We start from the raw sequence: 26700 nt of genomic DNA on the forward strand, positions 1-26700 counted from the left end.
ATTATGCTTTTTAATTCTTTTGAATTTATGCTTTTATTCTTGCCTATAGCAGTAATTGGATATTTCCTATTGCAAAAAGTTAACAAAAATTTCGCGAAACTTTTTTTAGTAGGTATGTCCCTTTACTTTTATGCATATTTTGAGGTGAAATACCTATTGCTAATAGGAGTTTCATTATTTACAAACGCATTTATAGGCCAACAAATTATACAAAAAATCAATCAAAAAACCCGAAAAGTATTTTTAATAGTTGGTTTAGTATTTAACATCTCATTACTGGGATACTTTAAATACTCTGATTTCTTCTTAGATAATATAAATACCCTATTTGGAACTGATGTACCTTTATTAAAGTTATTACTGCCTTTAGGCATTAGTTTTATTACCTTCCAAAAGATAGGTTTTTTAGTAGATTGTTATAAGAGGGAATTAACAAAGTTTAATTTTATTGATTTTTGCTTGTTCGTAACGTTTTTCCCGCAACTTATTGCAGGACCCATTGTCCATCATAGTAAGGTCCTCCCTCAATTTCAAGATGAATCTAAAAGAAGGCCGAATATTGAAAACATTACAAAAGGACTTTACATATTCGGAATTGGTCTTACTAAAAAAGTAGTAATTGCTGATTCACTAGCACAATGGGCTGATTTTGGCTTTAGCAATGTAAATCAACTATCTACGACCGATGCATGGGTTTCATCACTTGCGTATACATTACAACTGTATTTTGATTTTAGTGGATATTGTGATATGGCAATAGGTGCAGCGTTGTTATTCAACATTATACTACCAATTAACTTCTTCTCTCCTTATAAATCTTTAAGTATTCAAGATTTTTGGAGACGTTGGCATATGACATTAGGACGATTTTTCACCCAATATGTATATATTCCATTGGGTGGGAGTCGAAAAGGGCAAATTCGTACTTATTTAAATTTATTTACAATTTTTCTTATAAGTGGAATTTGGCATGGCGCTGGATGGACGTTTGTCATTTGGGGCGTTTTACACGGATTAGCTATTGTAATACATCGATTATTTAAAAACTTAGGTGGAAAAATGCCTAAATTTATTGCTTGGATTTTAACAATGGGATTTGTACATGTAACATGGGTGTTCTTCAGAGCTACTTCTGTAGAAGATGCATTAACTATGTTAAATCGCATGTTCAACGTAAATTACTTACACATCCAAACAGCACTTATTCAATTCCGTCCAGAAACATTAACTGGTGTGTCTATAATGGATAATTTAATTTATTCAATTTGTAATTTATTCCCGTTCCAAGTGACTGGTGATCATTTTAACTTCCAAACTATTTTATACCTAGCAATTGGAATCGCTATTGTATTATTTACAAAAAATTCTATAGAAAAATTAGAATCTTTCCGTCCAAAACCGATTTATGCTCTTGCATTAGCTAGCATGTTTATACTTTCTTTGATGTATTTAAATCGTGTAAGTTCATTCTTATACTTTAATTTCTAATAACCGTAGGTGAAAAATATGTATAAACGTTTTATATGTTGGTTTATTATATTCCTTTTCATTTTATCTGGAATAGTTTGCTCTATTGTTTATAAGCTTGACCCATTGTATGTATATAAATTTAAGAAGAACGATTATTTTTATGCTACTGAACGCTATCAAATGCCTGGACTTATTAAACATATGGATTATGATACCTTATTTGTAGGAACTTCTATGGGAAGAAACTTCCTTGAACCTGACGCTAATAAATTACTTCATACTACCAGCTTTAATGGCTCTCTTCCAGGTTCAACAGCTAGGGAACAAAATATGACAGCCCAGTTAGCTACGCATTCAAAAACTGTTAAAAATATTATTTGGGAGCTTAATTTATATTCATTCTCTGGAAAACCTGAATGGGTATCAGAAGGTGCTTCACCATTTCCAACTTACATGTATGATACAAATAAGTTGAATGATATCCAATATTTAATTAGCCCGTATTCTCGAAAAATAGCATTGCAGAATATGAAGTTAAAACTAGATCCAACAAAGTCTCCACAGGATCCCCACTGGCTATACAAATTTGGAGATGACGAGCCAAATTTCTCAGTAGATATAGCTAAAAGGGTTGTTGACGGAACACCTCATCAATCAATCAGCGATGGTTGGTATCATGAACAAATGCTTAAATCTTTTGATTCTAATATTATTGAATTTGTAAAACAAAACCCGGAAGTACAGTTTACATTTTTCTATGCGCCATATCCAGTAACATATCACGTAGTTATGGATAAAAACGACTCAAAGCATACAAAGGAAAATATGTTATTTAAAAAAGAAGTATACACTAAATTAGCACAACTAAAAAATGTAAAACTCTATGATTTCCAAGATCAAAAAGAAGTTACGTATAATCTTTCTAATTATATGTCTGACCAAACGCATTATTACAGATATATAAATGATTGGATTGTAAAACAATTAGCTACAACTGAACCGATTACTAATAAACGAGATTACGAACAAAGATTAACTAACTTCTCTAATGAAATACGGAATTTCGATACTTCTAAGCTAGTGAATTCAGATGAAAGACCTAAATAATAAAAAGGTAACAATGAAAACTATCATTGTTACCTTTTTATATTGTAATAGCCCATAAGCCTCAAACGGAATTCTTTTAAAGTTGGATATGCCTCTAAATTGAACAACATCCCTTGGATAACCGGAATTCTTGGATTTTGCATCCTCATTTCTGCCTCCAAAACATCTAATGTAACAAGCAATTCCTCATCTTCTAATTGATCCGCTAAAGTACGTTTAAACACAATAATTTCTTTTAAAAAATGTTCCTTAACCTGCTCCTTAATAAGCTCTGATTTACAAAGAAATTCTCCAAGCTTTTCTTCATGTAACACAGGTTCTTCTGAAGATTTTACCAATCCATCTACTAAATGATCCACTCTTTTCAAAATAAAAGCCGAGACGTAAGATAAGTCTATTTCTGGCGCTTGTAAAATAATTAGTTCTAAATATCCCCGGCATATGCCTTCTACCATAATGACTAAATCTAATAAATATGGCATAACCTTATCACCATAAATAGACAGTAAACTATTCCGATAAAATGCGTGAGACTCTAACTTCATCCGCATCATAAATTCTTCTACTTCTTTATTAAAAGGAATCGCATTTTCCCTTGCATGCATAATAATAAATTCTTTATGCTTTTGTATGTCATTAAACTGGCAATGCAATTGTTTTGCAAATTTTTCACGTGGCAATAACGACTCTTTTTCAATATCCATCATTTTGTTTTGAATCTTGTCATAGTAATATCGAAGTGTCGCTAATAAAAGTTCCTCTTTTGATTTAAAGTATAAATAAAAGGCTCCCTTAGATATGCCACAAGCTGTCACAATTTCCTGCACTGATGTCGCATTTACACCCTTAGTCGCAAATAACTTCATAGCCATCTCTATAATTAAGCGCTCTTTTTCTTTCATATCATGTCTCTCCTAAATTTAATCTCGCATCTTATTATGAATGTATTATACCATCCCTTTTCATTGACGGCTGACCAATCAGTCAGTTATATTATGTATTAGACTGACCAGTTGGTCAATATAATACAAAGGGAGCGCAAACATGAACAAAATTATTAATTTTTCGTTAAAAAATAAGTTCGCAGTTTGGCTACTAACCATTATCGTTACCATTGCAGGTATTTATTCTGGGCTGAATATGAAGCTGGAAACAATTCCTGATATTACAACACCTGTTGTAACAGTAACCACGGTTTATCCTGGTGCTACACCAGAAGAAGTAGCTGATAAAGTTTCAAAACCGATGGAAGAGCAACTGCAAAATTTAAGTGGTGTAAACGTTGTTAGTTCATCATCTTTTCAAAATGCATCTTCCATTCAGGTAGAATATGATTTTGATAAAAATATGGAAAAGGCTGAAACAGAAATAAAAGAAGCTCTCGCAAATGTGAAACTGCCAGAAGGCGTAAAGGACCCGAAAGTTTCACGTGTGAACTTCAATGCCTTTCCTGTAATTTCATTAAGCGTAGCAAGTAAAAATGAATCTTTAGCTACCTTAACTGAAAATGTAGAAAAAAATGTTGTTCCAGGATTAAAAGGACTTGATGGGGTCGCATCTGTTCAAATTTCAGGTCAACAAGTAGATGAAGTACAACTTGTCTTCAAAAAAGATAAGATGAAAGAATTAGGTTTAAGTGAAGACACTGTAAAAAATGTAATTAAAGGATCGGACGTATCTTTACCACTTGGTTTATATACATTTAAAGACACAGAAAAGTCAGTTGTTGTAGATGGAAATATTACAACAATGAAAGCATTAAAAGAATTAAAAATCCCTGCTGTTCCTTCATCAGCAAGCGGTCAAGGTAGTCAAAATGCCGGAGCTGGTACACAAGTGCCGCAAATGAATCCAGCCGCTATGAACAACGGGATTCCGACAGTTACATTAGACGAAATTGCTGATATTAAAGAAGTCGGAAAAGCGGAATCTATTTCTCGAACAAATGGAAAAGAAGCAATTGGAATTCAAATTGTAAAAGCGGCTGACGCGAACACAGTTGATGTTGTAAATGCTGTTAAAGATAAAGTAAAAGAACTTGAGAAAAAATATAAAGACTTAGAGATTATTTCAACATTCGACCAAGGTGCACCTATTGAGAAATCAGTAGAAACAATGCTGAGCAAAGCCATTTTTGGTGCTATTTTTGCGATTGTTATTATTATGCTGTTCCTACGAAATATCCGAACAACATTAATCTCTGTCGTTTCCATACCACTTTCTTTATTAATTGCTGTATTAGTCATAAAGCAAATGGATATTACACTTAACATTATGACGCTTGGAGCAATGACAGTCGCTATCGGGCGCGTTGTGGATGACTCCATTGTTGTTATCGAAAATATTTACCGACGTATGTCGTTATCAGGAGAGAAACTACGCGGGAAAGATTTAATTCGTGAAGCTACAAAAGAAATGTTTATTCCGATTATGTCTTCTACCATTGTAACAATTGCTGTATTTTTACCGCTTGGACTAGTAAAAGGTATGATTGGTGAAATGTTCTTACCATTCGCTTTAACTATCGTCTTCGCTTTATTAGCATCGTTGCTAGTAGCAGTTACAATCGTACCGATGCTAGCTCACTCTTTATTTAAGAAAGAGAGCATGAGAGAAAAAGAAGTACATCATGAAGAAAAACCAAGTAAATTAGCAAATATTTATAAACGCATACTTACATGGGCTTTAAATCACAAAATTATTACATCAAGTATCGCTATCCTTCTATTAGTTGGTAGTCTTGCACTTGTTCCAATTATCGGTGTAAGTTTCTTACCATCTGAAGAAGAAAAAATGATTATTGCAACGTACAACCCTGAACCAGGTCAAACGTTAGAAGACGTTGAAAAAATTGCAACGAAAGCTGAGAAGCACTTCCAAGATAATAAAGACGTCAAAACAATTCAATTCTCATTAGGTGGCGAAAACCCAATGAGTCCTGGTCAATCAAATCAGGCAATGTTCTTCGTACAATATGATAACGACACGAAAAACTTCGAAAAAGAGAAAGAACAAGTCGTTAAAGATTTACAGAAAATGTCTGGAAAAGGCGAATGGAAAAACCAAGACTTCGGAGCAAGTGGCGGTAGTAACGAAATCAAGTTATACGTTTACGGAGATAGCTCAGAAGACATTAAGCCTGTCGTAAAAGATATTCAAAACATAATGAAGAAAAACAAAGACTTAAAAGATATAGACTCTAGTATTGCAAAAACATACGCAGAATACACTTTAGTCGCAGATCAGGAAAAGCTAAGTAAAATGGGTCTAACGGCTGCACAAATTGGAATGGGACTTTCTAATCAACATGATCGCCCTGTTCTGACAACAATTAAAAAAGACGGTAAAGATATCAATGTATATGTAGAAGCTGAAAAACAAAATTATGAAACAATCGATGACTTAACAAATCGTAAAATTACAACGCCGCTTGGTAGTGAAGTGGCTGTAAAAGATGTGATGACTGTAAAAGAAGGAGAAACTTCGAATACAGTGAAACACCGCGATGGCCGTGTTTATGCGGAAGTAAGTGCAAAACTAACATCTGATGACGTTTCAAAAGCATCCGCCGCGGTTCAAAAAGAAGTAGATAAAATGGATCTTCCTTCTGGCGTAGATGTTTCTATGGGAGGCGTTACAAAAGATATTGAAGAATCATTCAAGCAACTTGGCTTAGCGATGTTAGCTGCGATTGCTATTGTATACTTCGTTCTTGTCGTGACATTTGGCGGTGCTCTTGCACCATTCGCAATTTTATTCTCGCTACCATTTACAATCATTGGAGCCCTTGTTGCCTTATTAATCTCTGGTGAAACGTTAAGTGTCTCTGCAATGATCGGTGCCCTTATGTTAATCGGTATCGTTGTAACAAACGCAATCGTGCTTATCGACCGCGTTATTCATAAAGAAAATGAAGGTCTATCAACACGTGAAGCTTTATTAGAAGCTGGTGCAACACGCCTTCGCCCGATTTTAATGACTGCAATTGCAACAATCGGTGCTCTTATCCCGCTCGCATTAGGATTTGAAGGTAGCGGCTTAATTTCTAAAGGACTTGGTGTAACAGTAATTGGTGGATTAACAAGTTCAACATTATTAACACTTCTTATTGTTCCAATCGTTTATGAAGTATTAAGCAAGTTTAAAAAGAAAAAAGTAAAGTAACAAAAAAATAACCTCGCTAACTGCGAGGTTATTTTTTATTTCCAAACAAGATTAGGAAATCACCATAGCCTTCTTTTTCTAATTCCTCTGTTGGAATAAATCGAAGAGCTGCTGAATTTATACAATAGCGAAGTCCATTTGGTCCTGGACCATCTGGAAATACGTGGCCGAGATGTGAATCTCCTTCCTTACTTCTCACTTCTGTACGCGTCATATTATGACTCACATCCATTTTTTCCTTCACACTAGCTGACATAACTGGCTTCGTAAAACTAGGCCATCCACATCCACTATCAAATTTATCTAGAGAAGTAAACAAAGGTTCACCTGAAACGATATCTACATAAAGACCTTCTTCTTTATGATTCCAATACTCATTTCGAAATGGTGGTTCTGTACCATTTTCCTGTGTTACATAAAATTGCATCTCACTGAGTTTTTCCTTTAAATGAGCATTATCCTTTGGCCAATGTTGCTTAATAAACGCATCTCGCCCTGAGCCCTTACGGTATAACTCGTAGCGGAATTCATTTTTCTTATGATATCCTTGGTGATATTCCTCTGCGGGATAAAACGTAGCAGCTGGCAATATTTTTGTCGCAATCGGCTTTGAAAAGCGCCCACTCCTTGCAAGCTCTTCTTTTGAAGCCTCTGCTTTTTTATGTTGTTCTTCATTATGATAAAAAATCACTGTTTCGTAAGACTGTCCGCGATCGTGGAATTGCCCGCCTACATCAGTCGGATCAATTTGTCTCCAATATATATTTAATAACTCCTCATACGGTATTTTATTTGCATCAAATGTAATTTGTACTGCCTCATAATGTCCCGTCGTTTCTGAACATACTTCTTTATATGTTGGATTCTCTTTATGACCACCTGTATAGCCAGAAACAACCTTTATAATTCCTTCCATCTCTTCAAATGGCGAAACCATACACCAGAAGCACCCTCCAGCAAATGTAGCTAATTCTACCTTTTCATTTACAACCATTCTTTCACCCCTATTCTATCTTCTCCTTACAGTATGGCATAAGAAACATCATGTTATAAAAGAAAAAGCATCGAACATCGATGCTTTTTTAATCTGTCCCCTTTGTAACGGACAGTAAAACCTCCAATGATTAAAGTTTGACTTTATTTACGAGGTTTTAAGGAATCTTGAAAATGAAAAGTATTATTTATTAGTAGCAAAATAAATATTTATATATTTGCCTTAAAATCTAATTCTAATAATATGGAATTGCAAATACATTTGTTGAAAATAAAATCATAAAGTGTATTAATTTACTTTAAAAGGAGAATTTGTGAAATGAAAAAGTTACTAGTATTACCAGCAATCGCTTTATCTTTAATTGGAACAGGGACAGCTGCAGCATCAGTACCAGAAACGCACATGAATAAAACTCCTGAAGTAACAGAAATTCAGCTAGGAAATGGCGATGATTCAATCATCATGTATTCATCATCAATATTACTAGGGAGTCAAACAGTCTCCTTTGATCATGGCTCTGGGTCCGGTTATTTTTGGAATAAATCTGGCGATGACCTTAAATTTTGGATTCAAAACACAGGGCCAAGTACTTTACGCTATAAACTTATAAATTCAGCAGGCCATACGCTTTATCAAGAAAGTATAAGTCCAGGGGCGCAAAAAACTCTTTACTTTAGTACTAGTTGGTCAGATTGGGTATCAAGTGGAAAATATACCATCTCTGCATATACTGATGATGGCGGTGTTGGTTCATTTAAATTTGCGGCAAGGGCATTTCCAGAAGGGTTTTAAGATCACAAAATATATTTATTTAATTATATATAAATATATATAATTATTAATTAAATTGTCTTTACGTTAATAATAAATAAAACCCCAAATCATGGACACTAAAAAAGTCTATGATTTGGGGTTTTGGTGCATTTTCACGCTCATTCCTCATTAATAATGGAAACGATGATAAAAGTGAGATACAGGAAATGAGCAAAATTATTTTTAATGAAATACAAAGGAGAATTCTTTTGTTAAATTATCCACTTTATAGGGTACAGTTCATTTCTTACTTCACTTTATTTTTTCCCAGCGTCCTTCTCCATTTCATCACTTGTCACATCTAAGACATCTAATAAGAAAATGAAGATTGGAATACCGATAATTAATCCCCATACACCTAAGAAGTGTTCCGAGAAGATTAATACCATAAACGTATAGAAAATTGGTAAGTTTGTTTTTTGCGACATAAACTTCGGATTTAACACGTAACTTTCAAGCGCATGAATGACTGTTACGATAACTAAAATATAAACAACGTACATAATACCGCCGATATTGTAAGCAATCATACAAAGCGGGAATAACGAAATGATAACCCCAGCTACTGGAATTAAACCAAGTAAGAAGATCATTAACGCTAAACCTAATAATTGTGGGAATCCTAATATCCATAATGCAATAACGGATAAAACGCAGTTAACAACTGCAATTAAAAATTGTGCCTCAATTACTTTTCCGAATGAACGTGCAAATTTCTTACCGAAGTACTCGATTTCAGTATAGAAAATTGCAAGTCTGCTCTCTTTAAATTTTGCAGTAAAAGCAACGATACGAGCTTTCTCCAATAAGAAAAATAAACTTAAAATTAAAGAAAGTAACACTTGAAGGCCAAATTTCCCAACATTCGTAATCGATTTATACAAAATGTCAACGCCTTGCCCTACATACTTCGAAAGTTCCATATGATTAACAGCATTAACTGCATACTTAATTAATTCACTGTCCGGTGGGTTTCTTAAAAATACGTTAAATTGATAAATCAATTGTGAAATTTGTATCGTTAATACTGGTAAATATTTAAATAGCGTAATAGCAATTCCACCAATTAACATGACATATAGAAATGCTATAATGAGTTTTCGATTAATGGGCATGAAATGATCTAATTTGCGGGAAATAAACTTTTGGAATCGATCCATTAAATACGTAAGAATAAACGTAATTAAAATTAAATTCAACATACTTTGCAGCCCGTATAACACGAGAGCAAGTATTACTAATACGAGTAACCTCTGAAATCCTTTGCTTTGAAACAGGTTTTTTATTTGCATAATCGACGAGTACTCTCTCCTGTCCTATAAAGTAAAACGTTAATAAGTAGATTTTTCTCTCTTTTCTACTTTTAATTATTCATTCATATTAAGATTTTTATAAGCTCATTATACGCCTACCTTAGCAGATCTATAGTAGCTTACTTCTTATTTTACAATACAATGACCTAATTCAAAACGCATTCTACACAGTATTAATGAAGATTTAAGGAAACTTACATTTTGTCACAATAGGTCTTACCACTACTGTAACATAAAAAGCAAGCTATCAGTAGAAATCTGTCCTACAAATAGCTTGCTTTTCTCATTTTTTAAGTAAGTTTTACTATCCAATGAATGGCATGAACATCGGTATGACAACTACCGTTACAACTCCAACTACTGTTACAGCAATACTTGCCATAGCTGCCTCTACTTCACCCATTTCAATTCCTACTGCCACTCCTAATGCATGACCTGCTGTTCCAAGTGCTAAACCTTTTGCAATTGGATGTTTCACTCTAAATGTTTTTAAGAATAACGCTCCTAATGCGTATACGATGACTGCGTTAAAGATTACTGCAAATGATGTAATTGCTGGTATACCACCAATACTTTCAGAGATTGGTAATGCAATTGCTGTTGTTGCCGCTTGTGGTAACATTGAATTCATTACTGCTGTATCTAGGCCAATTGCTTTTGCAACAATGAACACGACAATTACTGAACAAATAGATCCAACCACGATAGCTGATAAAATTTGCCACCAATATTTTTTCAACTTATCCACTTGTTTATATAATGGAATTGCAAACGCGATTGTTGCTGGCTCTAAGAAAAAGCTAATCATTTTTCCACCAGTATTATATTCTTCGAAAGTAAAGTTACCTACTTTTAAAAAGACAATCCCTAATACCATCGCTACGAATAATGGTGTGAATAAGAAGAACCCTTTTGAATGCTTGAATAATAATGTTCCGATTCCGTATGCGATTAATGAAACGACGATTCCGAAATATGGAGTCATTGTGCTTGCCATGTTCATTCCCTCCTAACAATATATACTAAAATGGTTACGCAACTTTTCCGTGCTTGCGTCCTTTATTTACTACTTTCAATTCTTTTGTATCTTCTGTTTCTTTTTTATCTTTTCCTAAAATAAATTGTGCAAATAATCCTGTTACAGCGAGTAAAATAACTGTTGCAACAACAATTACAGTTAAAATTTGTACAAAATATTGTCCCATTACACCAAGAGAATTAATAACCGAAATACCTGATGGGACGAAAAGGAATCCGATAATACCTGTTAAAGCTGTTCCAAGTGATTCAACTTGTTCCAATTTAATAACCTTTAAACATAATAGACTAAATAAAATGACTAACCCGATTACCGATGAAGGCATCGGAATTGGTAAATGTGTTGCAATAATATTAGAAATTAACATAATAGCTGAGAATATGAAGGCTTGTGATAAGAAACTATATACTTTTTTCGTACTCATTTTTGCCACCTCTTTCGATTTGGTACCTTTATTGTATAGGATATAACCGCCTTAGTAAGCGTTTACATAACAGAACGTCAAATATACAGAATCAGTTACAAATATAAAAGGATGAAATACAAAAGCTGCTTCTTAAATACGAAGCAGCTTCTTGAGTTCTTTTGCATATGTACGACTAACAGGTACTTTTGATCCTTCTTTCATAATTAAATTATAAGTAGAATTGAACCATGGCTGAATTTCAGTAATGTGATTAATATTTGCAATAAAACTACGATGAACACGCATAAAACTTGCTTGTGGCAACTTCTTTTCCAAAATCACAAGTGTATCGTGTGTTATATATGTGTCCCTCATTGTTTTTACTGTTACTTTTCCATCCACAAGTCCTACATATATAATATCTTCAATATTCACAAGTACGATTGATTCTTCAATTGGTAATGCTAATTTATGCATATCTGCCGTTACATCTGCCCCTTTTATTTCTTGCTTCGTTTCTATTTGCGACTGCTTTTGTTTTTTATACTTCTTTAATGTTTGTACAATACGTTCTTCATCAAATGGCTTTAAAATATAGTCTAACGCATCTACTTCAAATGCTTGCAACGCGTATTGATCATAGGCAGTCGCAAATACAATGGCAGGTGGATTTTTCATCTTCTTTAATATATTCGCGATTTCAAATCCGTTATCATCAGATAACTGAATGTCTAGGAAAACAATATCTGGTTTGTTTTTCATTAACTCTTCTAATGCGTCCTCTACACAATCAGCCTCACCAATTATCTCAACTTCCTTCGTTCTCTCTAATAAATACTTTAGTTCATCACGTGCTAACATTTCATCATCAACTACTAGTACTTTTAACAATCTGCTCTTCCTCCCCTACTTTTTTCGGAATAACAAAAGTAACCTCTGTCCCCTCATTTAATTCACTTTCAATATGAAGCATCGTTTCTTTCCCAAATAACCCAATAAGACGTTCATTAATATTATATAAAGCTGTTCCAGTCCCTTTCTTTGACGAAACTACCATCTTTCCTAATTGTTCTAAACGTTCTTCCTCAATTCCCTGCCCATTATCTTTTACTTCAAAATGAACCATACCCTCTTTTTCAAAAACATGCACTTCCACTTCGCATACTGGTTGCTTCTTCGGAAAGGCGTGTCGCAACGCATTTTCAACCAATAGTTGAAGAACAAATGGTGGTACTAAAGTTGTCTTTAGCTCATCCTCAATATACACCTTTACTTCATACTTATTTGGAAACCTTGCTTGTTCTAGCGATAAGTATGCTTGTACATGGTTTAATTCTTGTTCTAGTGGAATCAATAACTGACGTGCCCCTTGTAAATTACAACGGAAATACACACTAAGCTGTAATAATAACTTCCTTGCTTTTTCTACATCTGTTCGGCATAAAGCTGATACTGTATTAATCGCATTAAATAAAAAGTGTGGGTTAATTTGTGCTTGTAATGCCTTTATTTCCGCATCTTGCAATAATTTACTTTGCAACTCAGCTTCCCCTAATTCAAGTTGTGTAGAGAATATTTTTGCTAACCCTTCTGCTAATTCCTCTTCCACACGACTTAACTGGTTAGGATTTTTGAAATACAGTTTTAATGTCCCTATCGTATTTCCATGTGAAGTTAGTGGAATAACAATCGCCGCTTGCAAAGGGCATCCTTCATGTTGACAATTAATGACCTCATGTGATTTTGCTTTCATTATTTTTCCTGTGTGTAACACTTCTTTCGACAAACCAGTTATTAAACTATGTGAAGGAATATGGTGATCTGATGCTAATCCAACATGAGCTAATATTTTCTCTGTATCTGTTAAGGATACCGCATCAGTTCCTGTAAAGCGGTGAATAATTTGTGCCACATGCTTACACGATTCTTCTGTTAACCCTTGGCGAAAATACGGTAACGTTTTATCTGCAATACGTAATACCTTATGAGTCTGAAGTGCCTTTGCATTCTCTTCCTGGCGCAAAATAGCTTGTATCATAGAAAGTAAAATAAAACTTCCAAAGCTATTTACAAGGATCATTGGTATCGCAATTGTCTTCACAATACTCATTCCATCCTCTACAATCAATAAGATCATAATCATTTCTAAAGAAACGATAAACACACTTAAAACCGCTGAAAATTTAGGCGTAATTGTACGATTATACTTTTTGAAAATGTATCCAATATAACCTGTTATAACCCCCGCTAAAATTGAAGAGATTGCACAACTTAGTGCAGTCGTCCCGCCAAGCATATAACGGTGAATACCAGCAATCGATCCTACTCCAATTCCAACGATAGGTCCGCCAAGCAATCCACTAATTCCAACACCCATAATACGTGTATTCGCGATTGTGCTCGATGAAGAAACACCCTGTAGCCAATTTTCATTCATAATCGTATTACCCGCTATTTCAATCCCAGTGTAATTGCTTACAATTGTAAACACCGAAAAAATACAAATAAGCTTAAGCTTATCTACATAACCATCTTGCTTATGAAGGAGGCGCCTAAATGTTTTAATATGCGAAAGTAAAAATCCTAAAATAACAATAAGTCCGACGCGTTCAATCATCATAAGTACTAAATTTAGCATCTGTGATTCATTCCTTTTTATAGTAGTTAGTTTTATTATCGGAAAATAGTGAAGTGGGCGTCAAGAAGAATGAAATACCTTTTGCAATATTTTACACATAACAATTCCCTCTTTATTTGACAATCTAATAGAAGAGTGCTAAAAATAAAGTAATATAATACAGTCCTTTAACCCAACCCCGTGAGGTTGAGAAGGAAGTCGGAATACAATATACGTATGTTCTTTTCTAGGAATACGTATGCTTTTTTGGCCTTCTCATCATATCAGGTGAGAAGGCCTTTTGTTATTCTTCCATAGCGACTGTAGAAGAAAATAAGGAGGAATAATGATGAACGTCACTACTGATGTACAATCAACAACAGAGGAGACGAAAGGGAAAAGATATAAAACATTATTTGGGTCTGCGCTAGGATATGCAGCAGAAGGCTTAGATATGTTGCTCTTATCTTTCGTACTCGTCTACATTTTAAAAGAATTTCATTTAAGCCCTGTTGAAGGTGGGAACTTAACTTTAGCTACTACAATAGGAATGCTAATTGGGTCTTATTTATTTGGATTTATTGCTGACTTATTTGGGCGTATCCGTACGATGGCCTTCACAATCTTACTATTTTCACTCGCGACAGCACTTATTTATTTCGCAACAGATTATTGGCAATTATTAATTCTTCGCTTTTTAGTAGGAATGGGAGTTGGTGGTGAATTCGGAATTGGGATGGCCATCGTAACTGAAACATGGTCGAAAGAAATGCGCGCAAAGGCAACATCTGTTGTGGCACTTGGATGGCAATTCGGCGTACTAGTCGCTTCACTCCTACCAGCATTTATCGTTCCACACTTTGGATGGAGAGCCGTTTTCTTATTTGGACTCATTCCCGCACTACTAGCTGTCTATGTCCGAAAAAGTTTAAGTGAACCGAAAATATGGGAACAAAAACAACGATACAAAAAAGAATTGTTACAAAAAGAAGCTGAAGGTAATTTAACAACTACTGAGGCAGAGCAATTAAAGCAAATGAAAAAGTTCCCACTTCGAAAGCTATTTGCAAATAAAAAAGTAACGCTAACAACAATTGGTCTTATTATTATGTCATTCATCCAGAACTTCGGATACTATGGAATCTTTACATGGATGCCAACTATTTTGGCGAATAAATATAACTACACATTAGCAAAAGCGAGCGGTTGGATGTTCATCTCTACGATTGGCATGCTCATTGGAATTGCAACTTTTGGTATTCTAGCCGATAAAATTGGTCGCCGTAAAACTTTTACAATCTATTATGTTGGTGGTACTATATACTGTCTCATTTACTTCTTCTTATTCACAGATTCAACATTATTGCTATGGGGAAGTGCATTGCTTGGATTCTTTGCAAATGGCATGATGGGAGGATTCGGAGCAATTTTAGCTGAAAACTATCCCGCTGAAGCTCGTTCTACAGCAGAAAACTTTATTTTCGGTACTGGACGTGGTTTAGCTGGCTTTGGACCTGTTATTATCGGATTACTTGCTGCAGGTGGTAATGTAATGGGAGCATTATCTCTTATCTTCATTATCTATCCAATCGGTTTAGTTACAATGCTATTATTTGTCCCAGAGACGAAGGATAAAGTATTAGAATAGATTGAAACTACACAGTGTACGATCTTCCTTCAAGAAAGATAGTTATATAAATAGCAAAGAGGAAGCATCTCTAATGAAATGCTTCCTCTTTTGATATAAAATATACAATTATTTATTTTGATCTACTAGCTTTTTGGAACAAGAAAGAAGTTTGCTCTTCTTCTTTTACAATACCTTGTTTTAATGCTAGTTCCCCTGCCACTTTAGGGGCTAGCCATAGCATTGGGAACAACAGAACAGATACTGGGACAGCTGTTACTACGATGAATGATTGCAATGCATTAATACTTCCCTCACCCATGTATAAAAGAATTGCCGCAACTGCTCCCATAATAAGCGACCAAAAAATTCGTAAGCTAATTCTAGGATCCCCGTCTCCAGTCACTGCCATCGAAATCGAATAAGCCATTGAATCTCCTGTTGTCACTACAAATAAAATTGTTAATAAAAGAAATGCCGGTCCAATAATATGAGAGAGCGGCAGTTGCTCTGTAATTGCAATCATAGCAGCTGGCATACCAGATGCACTTAATGCGGTCGATATAGAACCAGGATTCATTAACTCATAAAACACACCTGATCCCCCTAGTATAGTAAATCAAAACGTTGTAATAATAGGTGCAATAATTCCAATTGCAACGATGATTTCTCGAATTGTTCTTCCTCTTGAAATGCGGCTCACTAAAATTGCCATCATCGGTCCATATCCAATAAACCATCCCCAGAAAAAGATTGTCCACGATCCTAACCAACCTGTATCACCGCGGTATGTGCTCATTGGAATAAATTCATTTATATAAAATCCAAACGAAGATACAAACGAATCAATAATAAATCCACCTGGTCCACATAATAATACAAATACCATTAATAAAATCGCTAATTTAACATTTAAATCGCTTATAATTTGAATCCCTTTATTAATTCCTGTTACTGCAGATATAGTAGAAACCGCAACTACACAAATAATAATTGCTAATTGAGTAGTAAAAACATCAGGAATATTAAACAATGCTTGTAGGCCATAACTTGCTTGTAAGCCTAAAAATCCGATTGGTCCAATCGTCCCTGCAGCTACCGCAATAATGGCAAATGCATCAATCATTGTTCCAAGCAAACTCTTTCGCAATTTCTCACCAAAAATAGGATATAAAAGCGTTCGAGGTTTTAACGGCATACCTTTATGATAATGCCCATACATCATAACTACCGCACTGATTGTACCTAAAATCGTCCACGCCAGGAAACCCCAGTGCATATAACTTTGTGCTAAAGCAGGCATTACTGCTTCTTTCGTTCCAGCAGATATACCTTCATGTATCGGCGGCACCGTCATCAAGTGGTACATTGGCTCTGCAGCTGCCCAAAAAACGCCACCTCCGGCAAGTAATGTCGACATAATAATAGCAAGCCACTTTGCCGTACTAATCTCAGGTTTTTCTAATCCCCCAAGTTTAACTCTTCCATATTTTGAGAACGCCATACACATTGCAACAATAAATGTACCAATTAATAAAACTTGCCAGAAGGCACCAAAATATTTAATTGAAGCTGCAAAACTGCTATTAATGACTCCCTCTACATAATTTTTATTTAAAAAAACCGCAATTACAAATAATAAAAGCGAACCACCACTAATAAGAAATACAGGCCAATCCGTTTTTCGACTCTTCATCCTCATTTACACTTCCTCCTTCCTCAGCAATCTAAAAAAACAACTTTATTATGTTTTATTGTTTACACCCAAAACACAATGATTATATAAGCATAATAATTTATCTATTTACTACACACTTATGTTGTCCCTAAAAATATGCTAAATCCCTTATTTAAAAGAAAATTTCTATTCCTCTTACATAAAAAAGCAAAATAAAAGACCTTATATTTCTATAAGGTCTTCGAAACAGAAATTTGATTATAACATAAGGAACTCCTTGGTTCAAAAAGCTCCTTCCAAAAATAACCGAGGGTAAAGGCTTCCATTTGCTACGTAACAGTAGTTAAAAAAAATTATATTTTTACAGAAAATGCCCTATACTACAAACTATTTATGAAAAAAATTCGGCTTCAAAATTTCATTCGGATACGGTTTATGATAAATATGAGTGGTAGCTGGAGATAATGGCGGAATGAGCCACACCCAATTGCCCGTTACAACACGACCGGAAGCAGCTTCTTGCTTCTCAAATTGCTGAAATTGTTGCGCCGCAGTATGATGGTCAACAATACTGACTCCTTGTTTTTTAAAGGAATGTAAAACAGCCACGTTTAATTCAACTAATGCCTTATCTTTCCATAACGTACCGTTTCTTGATGTATCCAAATCCATCATTTCCGCAACTGCTGGAAGTAAATTATAGCGATCATGATCCGCTAAGTTACGTGCCCCAATCTCTGTTCCCATATACCATCCATTAAACGGAGCTGCTGTATAGGAAATACCGCCAATTTCTAAGCGCATATCTGAAATCATTGGAACCCCGTACCATTTTACTCCAAGTGACGAAATTGGGTATTCTGGGTGTTCAATTGGCACCTCTTTTACTTCTTCTTTCGGAATTTCTTTATATATCGGCGCTTTTCCATCTATAGAAAACACAAGTGGCAATACATCGAAATTCGTACCTTCTCCTTGCCAGCCAAGTTCTTGACAAAAATCTGTAAACACAGCGGAATGAGAGTCACCAATCACTCCCATTTCTGTTTTATATCCTGCATACCGAATCAATTGGTGATTATAAATTCGTATATTATTTTCTTCACCTTGATATTGCTTAAAAATTGTAATGGTCGGTTTCACTTTTCCGTCGTTCGTTGCATATTGAATATGATGAATTAATGCATTATATACACCTTCCTCATCATTTACTTCACGTGCATCTAATATGTGCATCTTACTCCAAAATAGTCTTCCGATACATCGATTACTATTGCGCCATGCCATTCGCGATCCGTGAACAAGTTCTTCAAATGTATGTTCATACGTCCCCGTCTTCTCTATTTCAACTCGAATTTCTTTCATGCGTTCTTCTATGAATTGTTCTTTATTAAGCTCTTTATAGCAAATCGTAATAAAATGACTCGCTTCCTCTATTAATTGCTTCGTTTTACTCATAAGCGATCTCCTTCTATTTCAACAAAACGTTATTACTTTACAGTATAAGCAAAAAGAATAAGAGTCACAAACGAAAGTCGAAGTGTTACTTTTATTGTACTATCTTTCAGAAAATTAAGAGATTACTATTGACTTTCATGAAAAATAGGTGTATTTTTTACTCAGGTAAATTATTTTTACCTAGACCAACTTTTAGAGAGAAAGGAGGAAATGTCATGTCTTCATTTCAATTGCCAAAGCTTTCATATGACTATGATGAACTAGAGCCATATATCGATAGCAATACACTTTCTATTCATCATGGAAAGCACCATGCGACATACGTAAATAATTTGAATGCCGCATTAGAAAACTATTCGGAATTACATAATAAATCTTTAGAAGAGTTACTATGTAATTTAGAAGCTTTACCAAAGGAAATTGTTACAGCTGTCAGAAATAACGGTGGTGGACATTATTGTCATAGTCTTTTTTGGGAAGTAATGAGCCCACGGGGTGGCGGCGAGCCTAATGGAGACGTTGCAAAAGTAATTGATTATTATTTCAATACCTTTGACAACTTAAAAGATCAACTGTCTAAAGCAGCAATTAGCCGTTTTGGAAGTGGTTATGGATGGCTTGTCCTTGATGGTGAAGAACTTACTGTAATGAGTACACCTAATCAAGATACACCTTTGCAAGAAGGCAAAATTCCATTACTTGTCATTGATGTATGGGAACATGCCTATTATTTAAAGTACCAAAATCGTCGCCCAGAATTTGTTACCAACTGGTGGCATACAGTGAACTGGGACCGGGTAAATGAAAAATATTTACAAGCAATTCAATCACAAAAACATTAGTCGTGCGTATAAGGTAAGTTTGGTAATGTAAAATTAGTATTGTCGAAATCCTCCAGAATCCCCCGGATTGCCACCGGGGGATTTATGATCATTTCATTGCATGTATGTAATAACGTAATACTTTTTCTATTTCTATTTTCAACCCTCGGAACGGGAATCCTAATTCATTAGCTTTTCCATTATGTAATGTACAATTAGTCAATTCATTATAAGGTGCTACATGATCTCCTACTTCTTGAATGAGTGATTTTATTCCCGTATTTTCTTCTATAAAATGAATAATTTCCCGAGTAGAAACTACCCCGTTGCTACAAGCATTAATTGGCCCTTCTATATCTTTCATCCCACACCAAGCTAAAAATTCCCCGGCTTCTTCTTCATGTATAAACGACAATTTTCCATCTAGATCATTCACTGCGACAGGTTCTTCTCTCACAATATGTTCAACGTAAAATTGTAACCTTTTCGTATAATCGTTTTCTCCAATAACAACCGGAAAACGAGCTGCAACAACTGGGAATGTTGCTTGTTGAAATACAACGGCTTCGGCTAATCTCTTTCCTTCACCATAATTGAAGTCATTCCTATCTCCATACGCAATTGCATACTCGTACGGATTAAAGTCTTCTTCTGATAAGCTTAGTGCAGGTTCATAGACAGCCATTGAAGATGTCATAACATACTTCTTCGTTTTCCCTCGTAACACTTCACATATTATCTTCGCTGCATTCGAGCTATAGCATAAATTATCGTATACAATATCATAACTTTTATCTGTTAGACGCTCTGTTAGTTGTTTTTCATCTTCTCTATCTACAATAAGTCTTTTTACTCTACTCCCAAAAAAATCTTCCGTAATTCCTCTCGTCGCAATCGTTACATCGTGCCCATCTTGCAAAAGTGTTTCTACTAAATGTTTACCAAAAAATCTAGTTCCCCCTAGCACCAATACTTTTTTCAACTTTATCATCCCCATTTTAGAAAATTGTAAAATACTACCTCTCTATTATAAATGCTAACATATAAAAAGCATGGAATTCGTTTAACGATTCCATGCTTTTCTACAAAAAATATATTAACGTACTCGATATTTATAAATACAATAACAGAAGTATAAAATAGAAATTACAGATACATAAACCCATAATTCATATACGAATCCCTCTCCCCATACTCCCATAAAATAAAAGAGTGAAGGTAACGTCAATGTTACCCATGATTGTACGAAGGCAATCCTTCCAAGATATTGATTGATGTTCTTTTTTTGTGTATTTAATACAAAGAATAAATACCAAAGTAATGCCCACATAAACCACGTTAACGCATTCACAACATCGTGGAATTGAACAAATGAAACAACCATATAGAATAAAGCAATAATTGCTACCCAAATGCAGAACCAACCTAAACCGCTACTATCCATTCCTTTTATAAAAGTAACACCTACATATAAATAGGTTAATCCGAATAAGAAAGTAGCTGCATATGAATATACCGTCCAATTACTTTGATCAGAAATCATGATTAAATAGAACGGAATAATAATTTGTAGTGCACCCACAAATAAATTAAAAACACCTGCACTTTTCATCTCTGCTTTTCCTAATATAACGAGACTATTTAAAAATAAAGCTGCACCCGAAAGTAATAATCCTACGTAACCCATATGTATTCGTGTGAAAGTCTTTCCCTTTCACACTTTTAACCTCCCCACAATATAAAGTAATACTTTATTATTTTTCTTCCTATTTAAAACTACATACATAATTTTTAATCCAAATAGGTCAGACTTCCTATCTTGAAGAACACCAAATTTAAAACGCTTTCAATCATAAATAACCCTATCAGAACATTAATAGGATTCCTTGATTATAAACGTACTCTAACCATGACACAAGTATTGATGTTATTTTAAATATTACGTTTTTTATTTCTATAAAAGTTAATAGGATAATGCACTTTTTCTATCTTATTCTACTAATTTCTAACATGGAATATTATAAAATGAGCTAGTCAGTAATACATTCATCTTTATAAGATAATCGTATACTGACCTAAACTTTCATATTCAATATTGATAGTTTCTCATCCCTAATAATTGCTATTTATCATAAATATCATTCGGATTAATTGTAGGAATAAATCCATTTATAGAACTATATTTTTTAGATACGGTATTTGGAGTAACGGTAAACGTTACAATCTTATTACTTTGTTGTTTAAAATAGTGCATCCAATTTTGACTCCATTCATCTTTCGTAATAACTTGTTTATTGAAGTCCTCCCACAATACACCATGTATAAAATTCAAGGATGTATTTTTGATTGTGTCAAATCCCCAATTCTGTATAAGAAGCAAATCAGAATTAACACCTTTTATTTCTTTTAATAAATTTACATATGCTTCGCGAAATTTCCCTTGTGTAACTGGCTGATCATAAAAATAGTCGTCAATATCACCAGCGGTATCTAAAAACACACCGTCTATTCCTTTTCCAATAATTTGCTGTTTCACCTTATTTACAACAATCCGTCGGTAATGTTCATCAGCTAAATTCATAATATATGTATCCCACTGCTCAATCTTCATTTTCTTACCGTCTCGATAATAATAGTCTGATTCAACTACTTGCGATTTATGCCACGATTCTAATTCTAAAACACTAACATACCCAAGGACTACTGTTCCTGATTTTTTTAATTGCTGAACTTGCTCTTTCGAAAATGCATATGGCTCTATAATGACCATGTCATACTTTGAAAGTCCCTCAATTACTTGCTCATTTGCTTCACCATAATAGATTTTATAACTTCGTACATTTTTTAAAACTGGTTCCACGACATTTGCTTGGGTGGATGTACTTGAGGAAAAAATAAAAGAAAATATAGCTAAAAAGCATATGGAACGTTTCCACTCCATAATAATATTCCCCCCCTATAAAACTGTAATTTTTTATCATTTTAAATATTAATACAAGTATAGTAATACAATAACATTTTACATTTTTTCAAGCTCGATATTTAATAAAAATCCCAATAAATACAATACATTAACAAAAATTAGAATTTATTTCACTTGAATTTACTACATCTCTGTTGATAAAATGATTTGGGCTTTATATATTTTAAAATAATTCTTTTAAATTATGTATTTTATTTCAGTGTACTATTCCTCAAAATTAAATTTGCAAACGAAAGAAGGGATTTTTTATGCACTATAGACAATCTAATTTATTACAAAAAATGATTGAACCTACGATTCTCTTTATTGCTCTATTTTTTCTCTCAATACTAACTGATTTTCTAACACCAACGTATGAATACTTCTTACTCTTATTTATTACATTAATTATTTCTAGCCGGTATGGCATATCTATCGCCCTTTTCACCTTTCTAGAAGCAATGATTTATATTTTTGTAAGCGGTATATATAAGGAAGATGATATATTACTGTACTTTTATTCATTAGATTACTGGATTAATTGGATTTTCTTACTTGTTATTAGTTTATGTTGTGGACTAATGAGTACTGCACAAAAGGAACGGTATGAAGATGTACATATGATAAATAATGAGCTAAAAGCCGAAAATAAAGAATTAAAATATGTTGTGAAACAATTGGATGAAACACGTATTACACTACGTTCTCGTGTACTTGAATCAAATAATCACTTATCTAAAATGTATCATATGTTTAAAGCTTTAAATCATACACATCCTGAAATTGTACTCGATGAGGGGATAAATGTATTAAAAATGTATTTCGGAGCAAAAAAAATTGGTATCTATCACGTCGATAACAATAAACAATCACTTCGTATTAAATTAAGAGCAGAAACTGGTAAAAATACCTTACCTCAATCCATTTTTGTTAAAAATGCTTCGCTAGTCATCAAAAATGCTCTAGCACATAATCGACCTTTTTTCCGTACAGAAGAGGATTTTCAAGACGCTCCACTTTTAGTTGGTCCCGTCCTATTCCAAGATGATGTACAATATGTCATTATATTAGACGAAATTGAATTTTCAAAAGTAACTTCTGAGCAATTCGAACTTTTCACATGGTATTTACGCTGGATGGGTGATCGTTTACAAAACGCTTCTAATCTTTGGCTATCAAGTCAAGAGGATCGTACATTCCCTAAAACGAGCATTTATTATGAAGATGAATTTGAACATTTACTAAAAATAGAAAAGAAACGTTACGAAACATTATCTTATCCATATTCCTATTTTGAATTTACTGTTCCACAAGATTCCTTAGAAATGATAAATTCTATTTTAAAAGATCATTTGCGTGATATTGATATATTCGGTTATAGCACGACCGAACAAAAAGTTATGATTCTATTACCTGGCACTGAAGAAAAATTTTTATTACCAGTCAAAACTCGTATACAAAACGCTCTTTCTTCTAAAGGAGTGGTATTCTAATGATTTTACTCCTTCTTTACTTTATTTATGCTATTTTGGTTTTTCTTTTATTTCGATTTACGAAAGGTTTGATTACTGAAGATAAGAAAGGAATTATTGAGTTTTGCTTGATTATCTCTCTCCTTTTCCCGCTTGTCGGACTTATTGTATCAGCAATCATGTTATTACTGAATATAAGACGCTCCAAGACCGAGTGGTTACAGCAATACTCTGAGTATGTTTCCTTTCAAGTTGATCATTATGAAGATATTTTGGCATCAGCAAAACAAGATATGGACCTAATTTCATTTTCTTCTGGATTAGAACTAGATAAGCCTGAATTACATAAACAACTCATTGTACAGTTAAGCTCCTCCCCTATCTCCAATGAAGGAGGCTTATTGAAAGAAGCCATTCACCATAAAGATCCTGAAACTGTACATTACGCAGCAACTACTATTAATTTACTAAATGAACGGTACGAAAAACAGATCGAATACTTAAATAAGCAATTCCTACAAAATCCACAAAATGAAATTGCAAAAGAATTGGTTTCTAACTATTTAAGATATGTAGACAGTGGTCTTCTTTCTAATCAGCAAAAGGAAAAAATAATCGCCGAATTTATGAATTTTATTACACAAAGTGTAGAACTATTCCCTACCGAACCTCTTTATCCTTTCCACCTTGGAAATCTGTTTCTACATACAAAACAATATGCAAAGTCTGAAGAACAATTTTTAAATCTTATTCATTTCTATCCTGAATCATATTACGGTTACGTTGGGTTACTTGAAATATATTATGAGCAAAAGTTATGGGACGAGCTCTATAACTTAATCAATAATCTAGCAGCTGCAAAAAGAGTTCATATACTACCGCGTAAATATCAATTATTTGTAAGGCAGTTTGGAGGCGCACACATTGAAAAAGGGGATTAATATATATATCGGAATTGTTAGTATCATTTTATTTCTCTTAATTATATCCATCCTTATATATCGAACAGAAAATTTCTATCAAAAGTTTTCTGTTCCTAAAACTAAAGAAACAGATACTGTTAAAACACTCAAAGCAAAAGATGTAGCCCAAAATGGACAAAAAATGCAATTATACGTTTTAAAAACGGATAATACATTAGGGCAACAAGTCGAATTTAATACGAAAAAGGCAATGGATTACGCACACCTACACTATAAAAATATTACAGCTAATGAAATTAAGGGACTTACTCCCTCCCCCTATACAGGAATTATTATTACAGGTGAAATAATGGCGCAACTTCCACAAGCCGATATTCAAAATTTTGTACAAATGGGCGGAAGAATTATTATCGCAAACCGACTTGATTCAGATTCTTCCTGGAACACATTATTTGGTATTACAAAAAAAGAAGGCTTCAAAGATGTGAAGGGATTAACCTTTGAAGAAGTTTTATTCCCTGGTTATCCTGATCTCTCAAGTTCTTCTCCATTGTTCACTCATAGCTCAATGAATATTACGCTAGATGAGAATACAACTAATACTTGGATTACTGCAGAAGATACTCCCATCCTTTGGACCAATGACTACGGTGAAGGAAAAGTCTTATATTGGAATACAACAGCATTGAACGATAAATTAGGTAGAGGTATGTTCGTTCAATCACTGGGTACTATTTTCCCGACTTTCGCTACAGTACAACTTGGAGCGGAGATTATGTATATCGATGACTTCCCATCTCCAATTCCAAGTGGAGAACTAAAAAACTTAACAACAGAAAAAATTTCTGTTGAAGAATTTTATAAAAAACATTGGTGGAAAAATATGAAGGATATCTCTGAAGAGCTTGATATTAAATATACAGGGGTTGCAATTGGGACATATCAAAATAAAGTAACGCCACCCTTTGAAAATTTTACAGGTAAAAATAGAAATACCTATTTATTATTTGGGAGAGAATTATTAAGTCACGGTGGAGAAATCGGTATTCATGGCTATAACCATCAACCTTTATTATTACCACCAGACCCAGTAGATAAAGCACTTGAATATGTTCCATGGAATTCAAAAGAGGACATGGAGAGATCCTTAGATGCTTTACAAAGACTCGTGTATAACTTCTTTCCAAACGAAAAACTGAAGACCTATGTACCACCATCCAATATTATAAATACGACTGGATTAAGTGCATTAAACGACGCGGTCCCAACTATGGAAACAGTTGCTTCTCTATATGTGGGAAGTAAAAGTAACGGCAGTTTAATTCAAGAATTTGGACCAGACGAGCACAACAAAAATATTTATCACTTCCCACGTATTACGAGTGGCTATGCCATTTCAGATGAAGAACAATTTATTTTAGCTGATGTTACTGCAAATTTAGGGGTTATCTCACATTTCGTCCATCCAGATGATATCCTTGATGAAAAACGTTCGGGTAATTTAACGTGGGAAGAATTATTTAAAGCTTATAAAACGACAATTAAAGAAATACGAGAAAGATATCCTTATATAAAAAGTATGACACAAAGTGAAGCAACTGCTTCCATGAAAATTTATCAAACCGGTGATTTAGCTGTTTCTTATGAAGATGATGCTGTTCACATTGCATATAAAGGATTACCAAACCACACTGCAACGATTATACGTGTGGAAGAAGGGAAAAAATTAAAAACCGGTTCATTCCCATACGGCACAGTTACAAAGCTAGATTCACAAATTTATAGCGTTATATTAAAACAAGCTAACGCTACAATTCCAATTAAAGGGGTATAGCA

The 26700-nt window shown here is 34.1% G+C and carries 20 protein-coding genes and 1 pseudogene; 9 read left to right on the forward strand and 12 right to left on the reverse strand.

The features are described 5' to 3' along the window. The first annotated feature begins 3 nt into the window (after positions 1 to 3). Positions 4 to 1488, forward strand: coding sequence for an MBOAT family O-acyltransferase (locus NST14_RS27610; protein ID WP_000898525.1), 1485 nt, complete (start codon positions 4 to 6; stop codon positions 1486 to 1488). Between the two features lie 18 nt (positions 1489 to 1506). Continuing rightward, on the forward strand, positions 1507 to 2577 hold the full coding sequence (locus NST14_RS27615; protein WP_000278073.1) for a hypothetical protein: 1071 nt from the start codon (positions 1507 to 1509) through the stop codon (positions 2575 to 2577). A 29-nt stretch (positions 2578 to 2606) separates the two neighbouring features. Here the strand turns inward: NST14_RS27615 and NST14_RS27620 are convergent, their stop codons facing one another. After that, positions 2607 to 3479, reverse strand: a complete 873-nt coding sequence (locus NST14_RS27620; protein WP_229143346.1) for a TetR/AcrR family transcriptional regulator — start codon at positions 3477 to 3479, stop codon at positions 2607 to 2609. A 142-nt stretch (positions 3480 to 3621) separates the two neighbouring features. Between NST14_RS27620 and NST14_RS27625 the strand changes: the two genes are divergently transcribed. Continuing rightward, positions 3622 to 6741: an efflux RND transporter permease subunit gene (locus tag NST14_RS27625; RefSeq protein WP_061535964.1), complete on the forward strand. Its 3120-nt coding sequence runs from the start codon at positions 3622 to 3624 to the stop codon at positions 6739 to 6741. Between the two features lie 28 nt (positions 6742 to 6769). On the opposite strand, the gene msrB is transcribed toward NST14_RS27625, so the two are convergent. After that, positions 6770 to 7735 carry a peptide-methionine (R)-S-oxide reductase MsrB gene (msrB, locus tag NST14_RS27630; protein WP_229143345.1) on the reverse strand — a complete coding sequence of 322 codons (966 nt, stop codon included), beginning with the start codon at positions 7733 to 7735 and terminating at the stop codon, positions 6770 to 6772. Between the two features lie 318 nt (positions 7736 to 8053). On the opposite strand from msrB, the gene NST14_RS27635 reads away from it, so the two are divergent. Then, the gene (locus NST14_RS27635) at positions 8054 to 8527 is read left to right on the forward strand and encodes a hypothetical protein (protein ID WP_229143341.1); all 474 of its coding nucleotides are present in this window, start codon (positions 8054 to 8056) and stop codon (positions 8525 to 8527) included. A gap of 278 nt (positions 8528 to 8805) precedes the next feature. Here NST14_RS27635 and NST14_RS27640 read toward each other — a convergent pair whose 3' ends face one another. From NST14_RS27640 to lytS, 5 genes are all read right to left on the reverse strand, one after another. Further along, positions 8806 to 9840, reverse strand: a complete 1035-nt coding sequence (locus NST14_RS27640) for an AI-2E family transporter (protein WP_001166015.1) — start codon at positions 9838 to 9840, stop codon at positions 8806 to 8808. 325 nt (positions 9841 to 10165) lie between these two features. Next, positions 10166 to 10858, reverse strand: coding sequence for an antiholin-like protein LrgB (lrgB, locus tag NST14_RS27645; RefSeq protein WP_000168869.1), 693 nt, complete (start codon positions 10856 to 10858; stop codon positions 10166 to 10168). Positions 10859 to 10892: 34 nt separating this feature from the next. Beyond that, positions 10893 to 11324, reverse strand: a complete 432-nt coding sequence (gene lrgA, locus NST14_RS27650) for an antiholin-like murein hydrolase modulator LrgA (RefSeq protein ID WP_000104902.1) — start codon at positions 11322 to 11324, stop codon at positions 10893 to 10895. 132 nt (positions 11325 to 11456) lie between these two features. Beyond that, positions 11457 to 12197: a LytR/AlgR family response regulator transcription factor gene (locus NST14_RS27655; protein ID WP_000921833.1), complete on the reverse strand. Its 741-nt coding sequence runs from the start codon at positions 12195 to 12197 to the stop codon at positions 11457 to 11459. Further along, the gene (gene lytS / locus NST14_RS27660) at positions 12175 to 13944 is read right to left on the reverse strand and encodes a two-component system sensor histidine kinase LytS (RefSeq protein WP_109631237.1); all 1770 of its coding nucleotides are present in this window, start codon (positions 13942 to 13944) and stop codon (positions 12175 to 12177) included. The genes NST14_RS27655 and lytS overlap by 23 nt, the downstream gene beginning before the upstream one ends. Positions 13945 to 14272: 328 nt before the next feature. On the opposite strand from lytS, the gene NST14_RS27665 reads away from it, so the two are divergent. Continuing rightward, positions 14273 to 15571, forward strand: coding sequence for an MFS transporter (locus tag NST14_RS27665; protein ID WP_001103440.1), 1299 nt, complete (start codon positions 14273 to 14275; stop codon positions 15569 to 15571). Positions 15572 to 15683: 112 nt separating this feature from the next. On the opposite strand, the pseudogene NST14_RS27670 reads toward NST14_RS27665, so the two are convergent. Continuing rightward, positions 15684 to 17252: pseudogene (locus NST14_RS27670) on the reverse strand (BCCT family transporter). A 363-nt stretch (positions 17253 to 17615) separates the two neighbouring features. Continuing rightward, complete coding sequence (locus NST14_RS27675) at positions 17616 to 18686, reverse strand: nitric oxide synthase oxygenase (protein ID WP_000047608.1); 1071 nt, start codon at positions 18684 to 18686, stop codon at positions 17616 to 17618. 215 nt (positions 18687 to 18901) lie between these two features. On the opposite strand from NST14_RS27675, the gene sodA reads away from it, so the two are divergent. Continuing rightward, complete coding sequence (gene sodA / locus NST14_RS27680; RefSeq protein WP_000094046.1) at positions 18902 to 19528, forward strand: superoxide dismutase [Mn]; 627 nt, start codon at positions 18902 to 18904, stop codon at positions 19526 to 19528. An 88-nt stretch (positions 19529 to 19616) separates the two neighbouring features. Here the strand turns inward: sodA and NST14_RS27685 are convergent, their stop codons facing one another. The 3 genes from NST14_RS27685 to NST14_RS27695 form a co-directional block, all read right to left on the reverse strand. Further along, entirely contained in the window at positions 19617 to 20498 is an 882-nt protein-coding gene (locus NST14_RS27685; protein WP_061535970.1) for an NAD-dependent epimerase/dehydratase family protein, read from the reverse strand. A gap of 105 nt (positions 20499 to 20603) precedes the next feature. Then, positions 20604 to 21194, reverse strand: coding sequence for an AmiS/UreI family transporter (locus tag NST14_RS27690; protein WP_000542569.1), 591 nt, complete (start codon positions 21192 to 21194; stop codon positions 20604 to 20606). 435 nt (positions 21195 to 21629) lie between these two features. Continuing rightward, positions 21630 to 22448: an endo alpha-1,4 polygalactosaminidase gene (locus NST14_RS27695; RefSeq protein WP_000454997.1), complete on the reverse strand. Its 819-nt coding sequence runs from the start codon at positions 22446 to 22448 to the stop codon at positions 21630 to 21632. Positions 22449 to 22738: 290 nt separating this feature from the next. Between NST14_RS27695 and NST14_RS27700 the strand changes: the two genes are divergently transcribed. Genes NST14_RS27700 through NST14_RS27710 form a run of 3 tightly spaced genes read left to right on the forward strand, consistent with a single transcriptional unit; the run spans position 22739 to position 26698 of the window. Beyond that, positions 22739 to 23962, forward strand: a complete 1224-nt coding sequence (locus tag NST14_RS27700) for a hypothetical protein (RefSeq protein WP_000559346.1) — start codon at positions 22739 to 22741, stop codon at positions 23960 to 23962. Further along, positions 23962 to 24882 (forward strand): tetratricopeptide repeat protein, encoded by a 921-nt coding sequence (locus NST14_RS27705; RefSeq protein ID WP_000601986.1) that lies wholly within the window; start codon positions 23962 to 23964, stop codon positions 24880 to 24882. Before NST14_RS27700 ends, NST14_RS27705 begins: the two co-directional genes overlap by 1 nt. Continuing rightward, a complete protein-coding gene (locus tag NST14_RS27710) occupies positions 24866 to 26698 on the forward strand; it encodes a DUF2194 domain-containing protein (RefSeq protein WP_000715314.1) in 1833 nt (610 codons plus the stop codon). The genes NST14_RS27705 and NST14_RS27710 overlap by 17 nt, the downstream gene beginning before the upstream one ends. Positions 26699 to 26700: the final 2 nt, after the last annotated feature.

It is taken from the genome of Bacillus sp. FSL W8-0519 (genome assembly GCF_038005585.1).
Classification (GTDB): Bacteria; Bacillota; Bacilli; order Bacillales; family Bacillaceae_G; genus Bacillus_A; species Bacillus_A paranthracis.

Excerpts from the sequence above, each read along its gene's own strand:
- NST14_RS27610 (WP_000898525.1), top strand. The coding sequence starts at position 4 with ATGCTTTTTAATTCTTTTGAATTTATGCTTTTATTCTTGCCTATAGCA.
- NST14_RS27615 (WP_000278073.1), top strand. The coding sequence starts at position 1,507 with ATGTATAAACGTTTTATATGTTGGTTTATTATATTCCTTTTCATTTTA.
- NST14_RS27620 (WP_229143346.1), bottom strand. The coding sequence starts at position 3,479 with ATGAAAGAAAAAGAGCGCTTAATTATAGAGATGGCTATGAAGTTATTT.
- NST14_RS27625 (WP_061535964.1), top strand. The coding sequence starts at position 3,622 with ATGAACAAAATTATTAATTTTTCGTTAAAAAATAAGTTCGCAGTTTGG.
- msrB (WP_229143345.1), bottom strand. The coding sequence starts at position 7,735 with ATGGTTGTAAATGAAAAGGTAGAATTAGCTACATTTGCTGGAGGGTGC.
- NST14_RS27635 (WP_229143341.1), top strand. The coding sequence starts at position 8,054 with ATGAAAAAGTTACTAGTATTACCAGCAATCGCTTTATCTTTAATTGGA.
- NST14_RS27640 (WP_001166015.1), bottom strand. The coding sequence starts at position 9,840 with ATGCAAATAAAAAACCTGTTTCAAAGCAAAGGATTTCAGAGGTTACTC.
- lrgB (WP_000168869.1), bottom strand. The coding sequence starts at position 10,858 with ATGGCAAGCACAATGACTCCATATTTCGGAATCGTCGTTTCATTAATC.
- lrgA (WP_000104902.1), bottom strand. The coding sequence starts at position 11,324 with ATGAGTACGAAAAAAGTATATAGTTTCTTATCACAAGCCTTCATATTC.
- lytS (WP_109631237.1), bottom strand. The coding sequence starts at position 13,944 with ATGCTAAATTTAGTACTTATGATGATTGAACGCGTCGGACTTATTGTT.
- NST14_RS27665 (WP_001103440.1), top strand. The coding sequence starts at position 14,273 with ATGAACGTCACTACTGATGTACAATCAACAACAGAGGAGACGAAAGGG.
- NST14_RS27675 (WP_000047608.1), bottom strand. The coding sequence starts at position 18,686 with ATGAGTAAAACGAAGCAATTAATAGAGGAAGCGAGTCATTTTATTACG.
- sodA (WP_000094046.1), top strand. The coding sequence starts at position 18,902 with ATGTCTTCATTTCAATTGCCAAAGCTTTCATATGACTATGATGAACTA.
- NST14_RS27685 (WP_061535970.1), bottom strand. The coding sequence starts at position 20,498 with ATGATAAAGTTGAAAAAAGTATTGGTGCTAGGGGGAACTAGATTTTTT.
- NST14_RS27690 (WP_000542569.1), bottom strand. The coding sequence starts at position 21,194 with ATGGGTTACGTAGGATTATTACTTTCGGGTGCAGCTTTATTTTTAAAT.
- NST14_RS27695 (WP_000454997.1), bottom strand. The coding sequence starts at position 22,448 with ATGGAGTGGAAACGTTCCATATGCTTTTTAGCTATATTTTCTTTTATT.
- NST14_RS27700 (WP_000559346.1), top strand. The coding sequence starts at position 22,739 with ATGCACTATAGACAATCTAATTTATTACAAAAAATGATTGAACCTACG.
- NST14_RS27705 (WP_000601986.1), top strand. The coding sequence starts at position 23,962 with ATGATTTTACTCCTTCTTTACTTTATTTATGCTATTTTGGTTTTTCTT.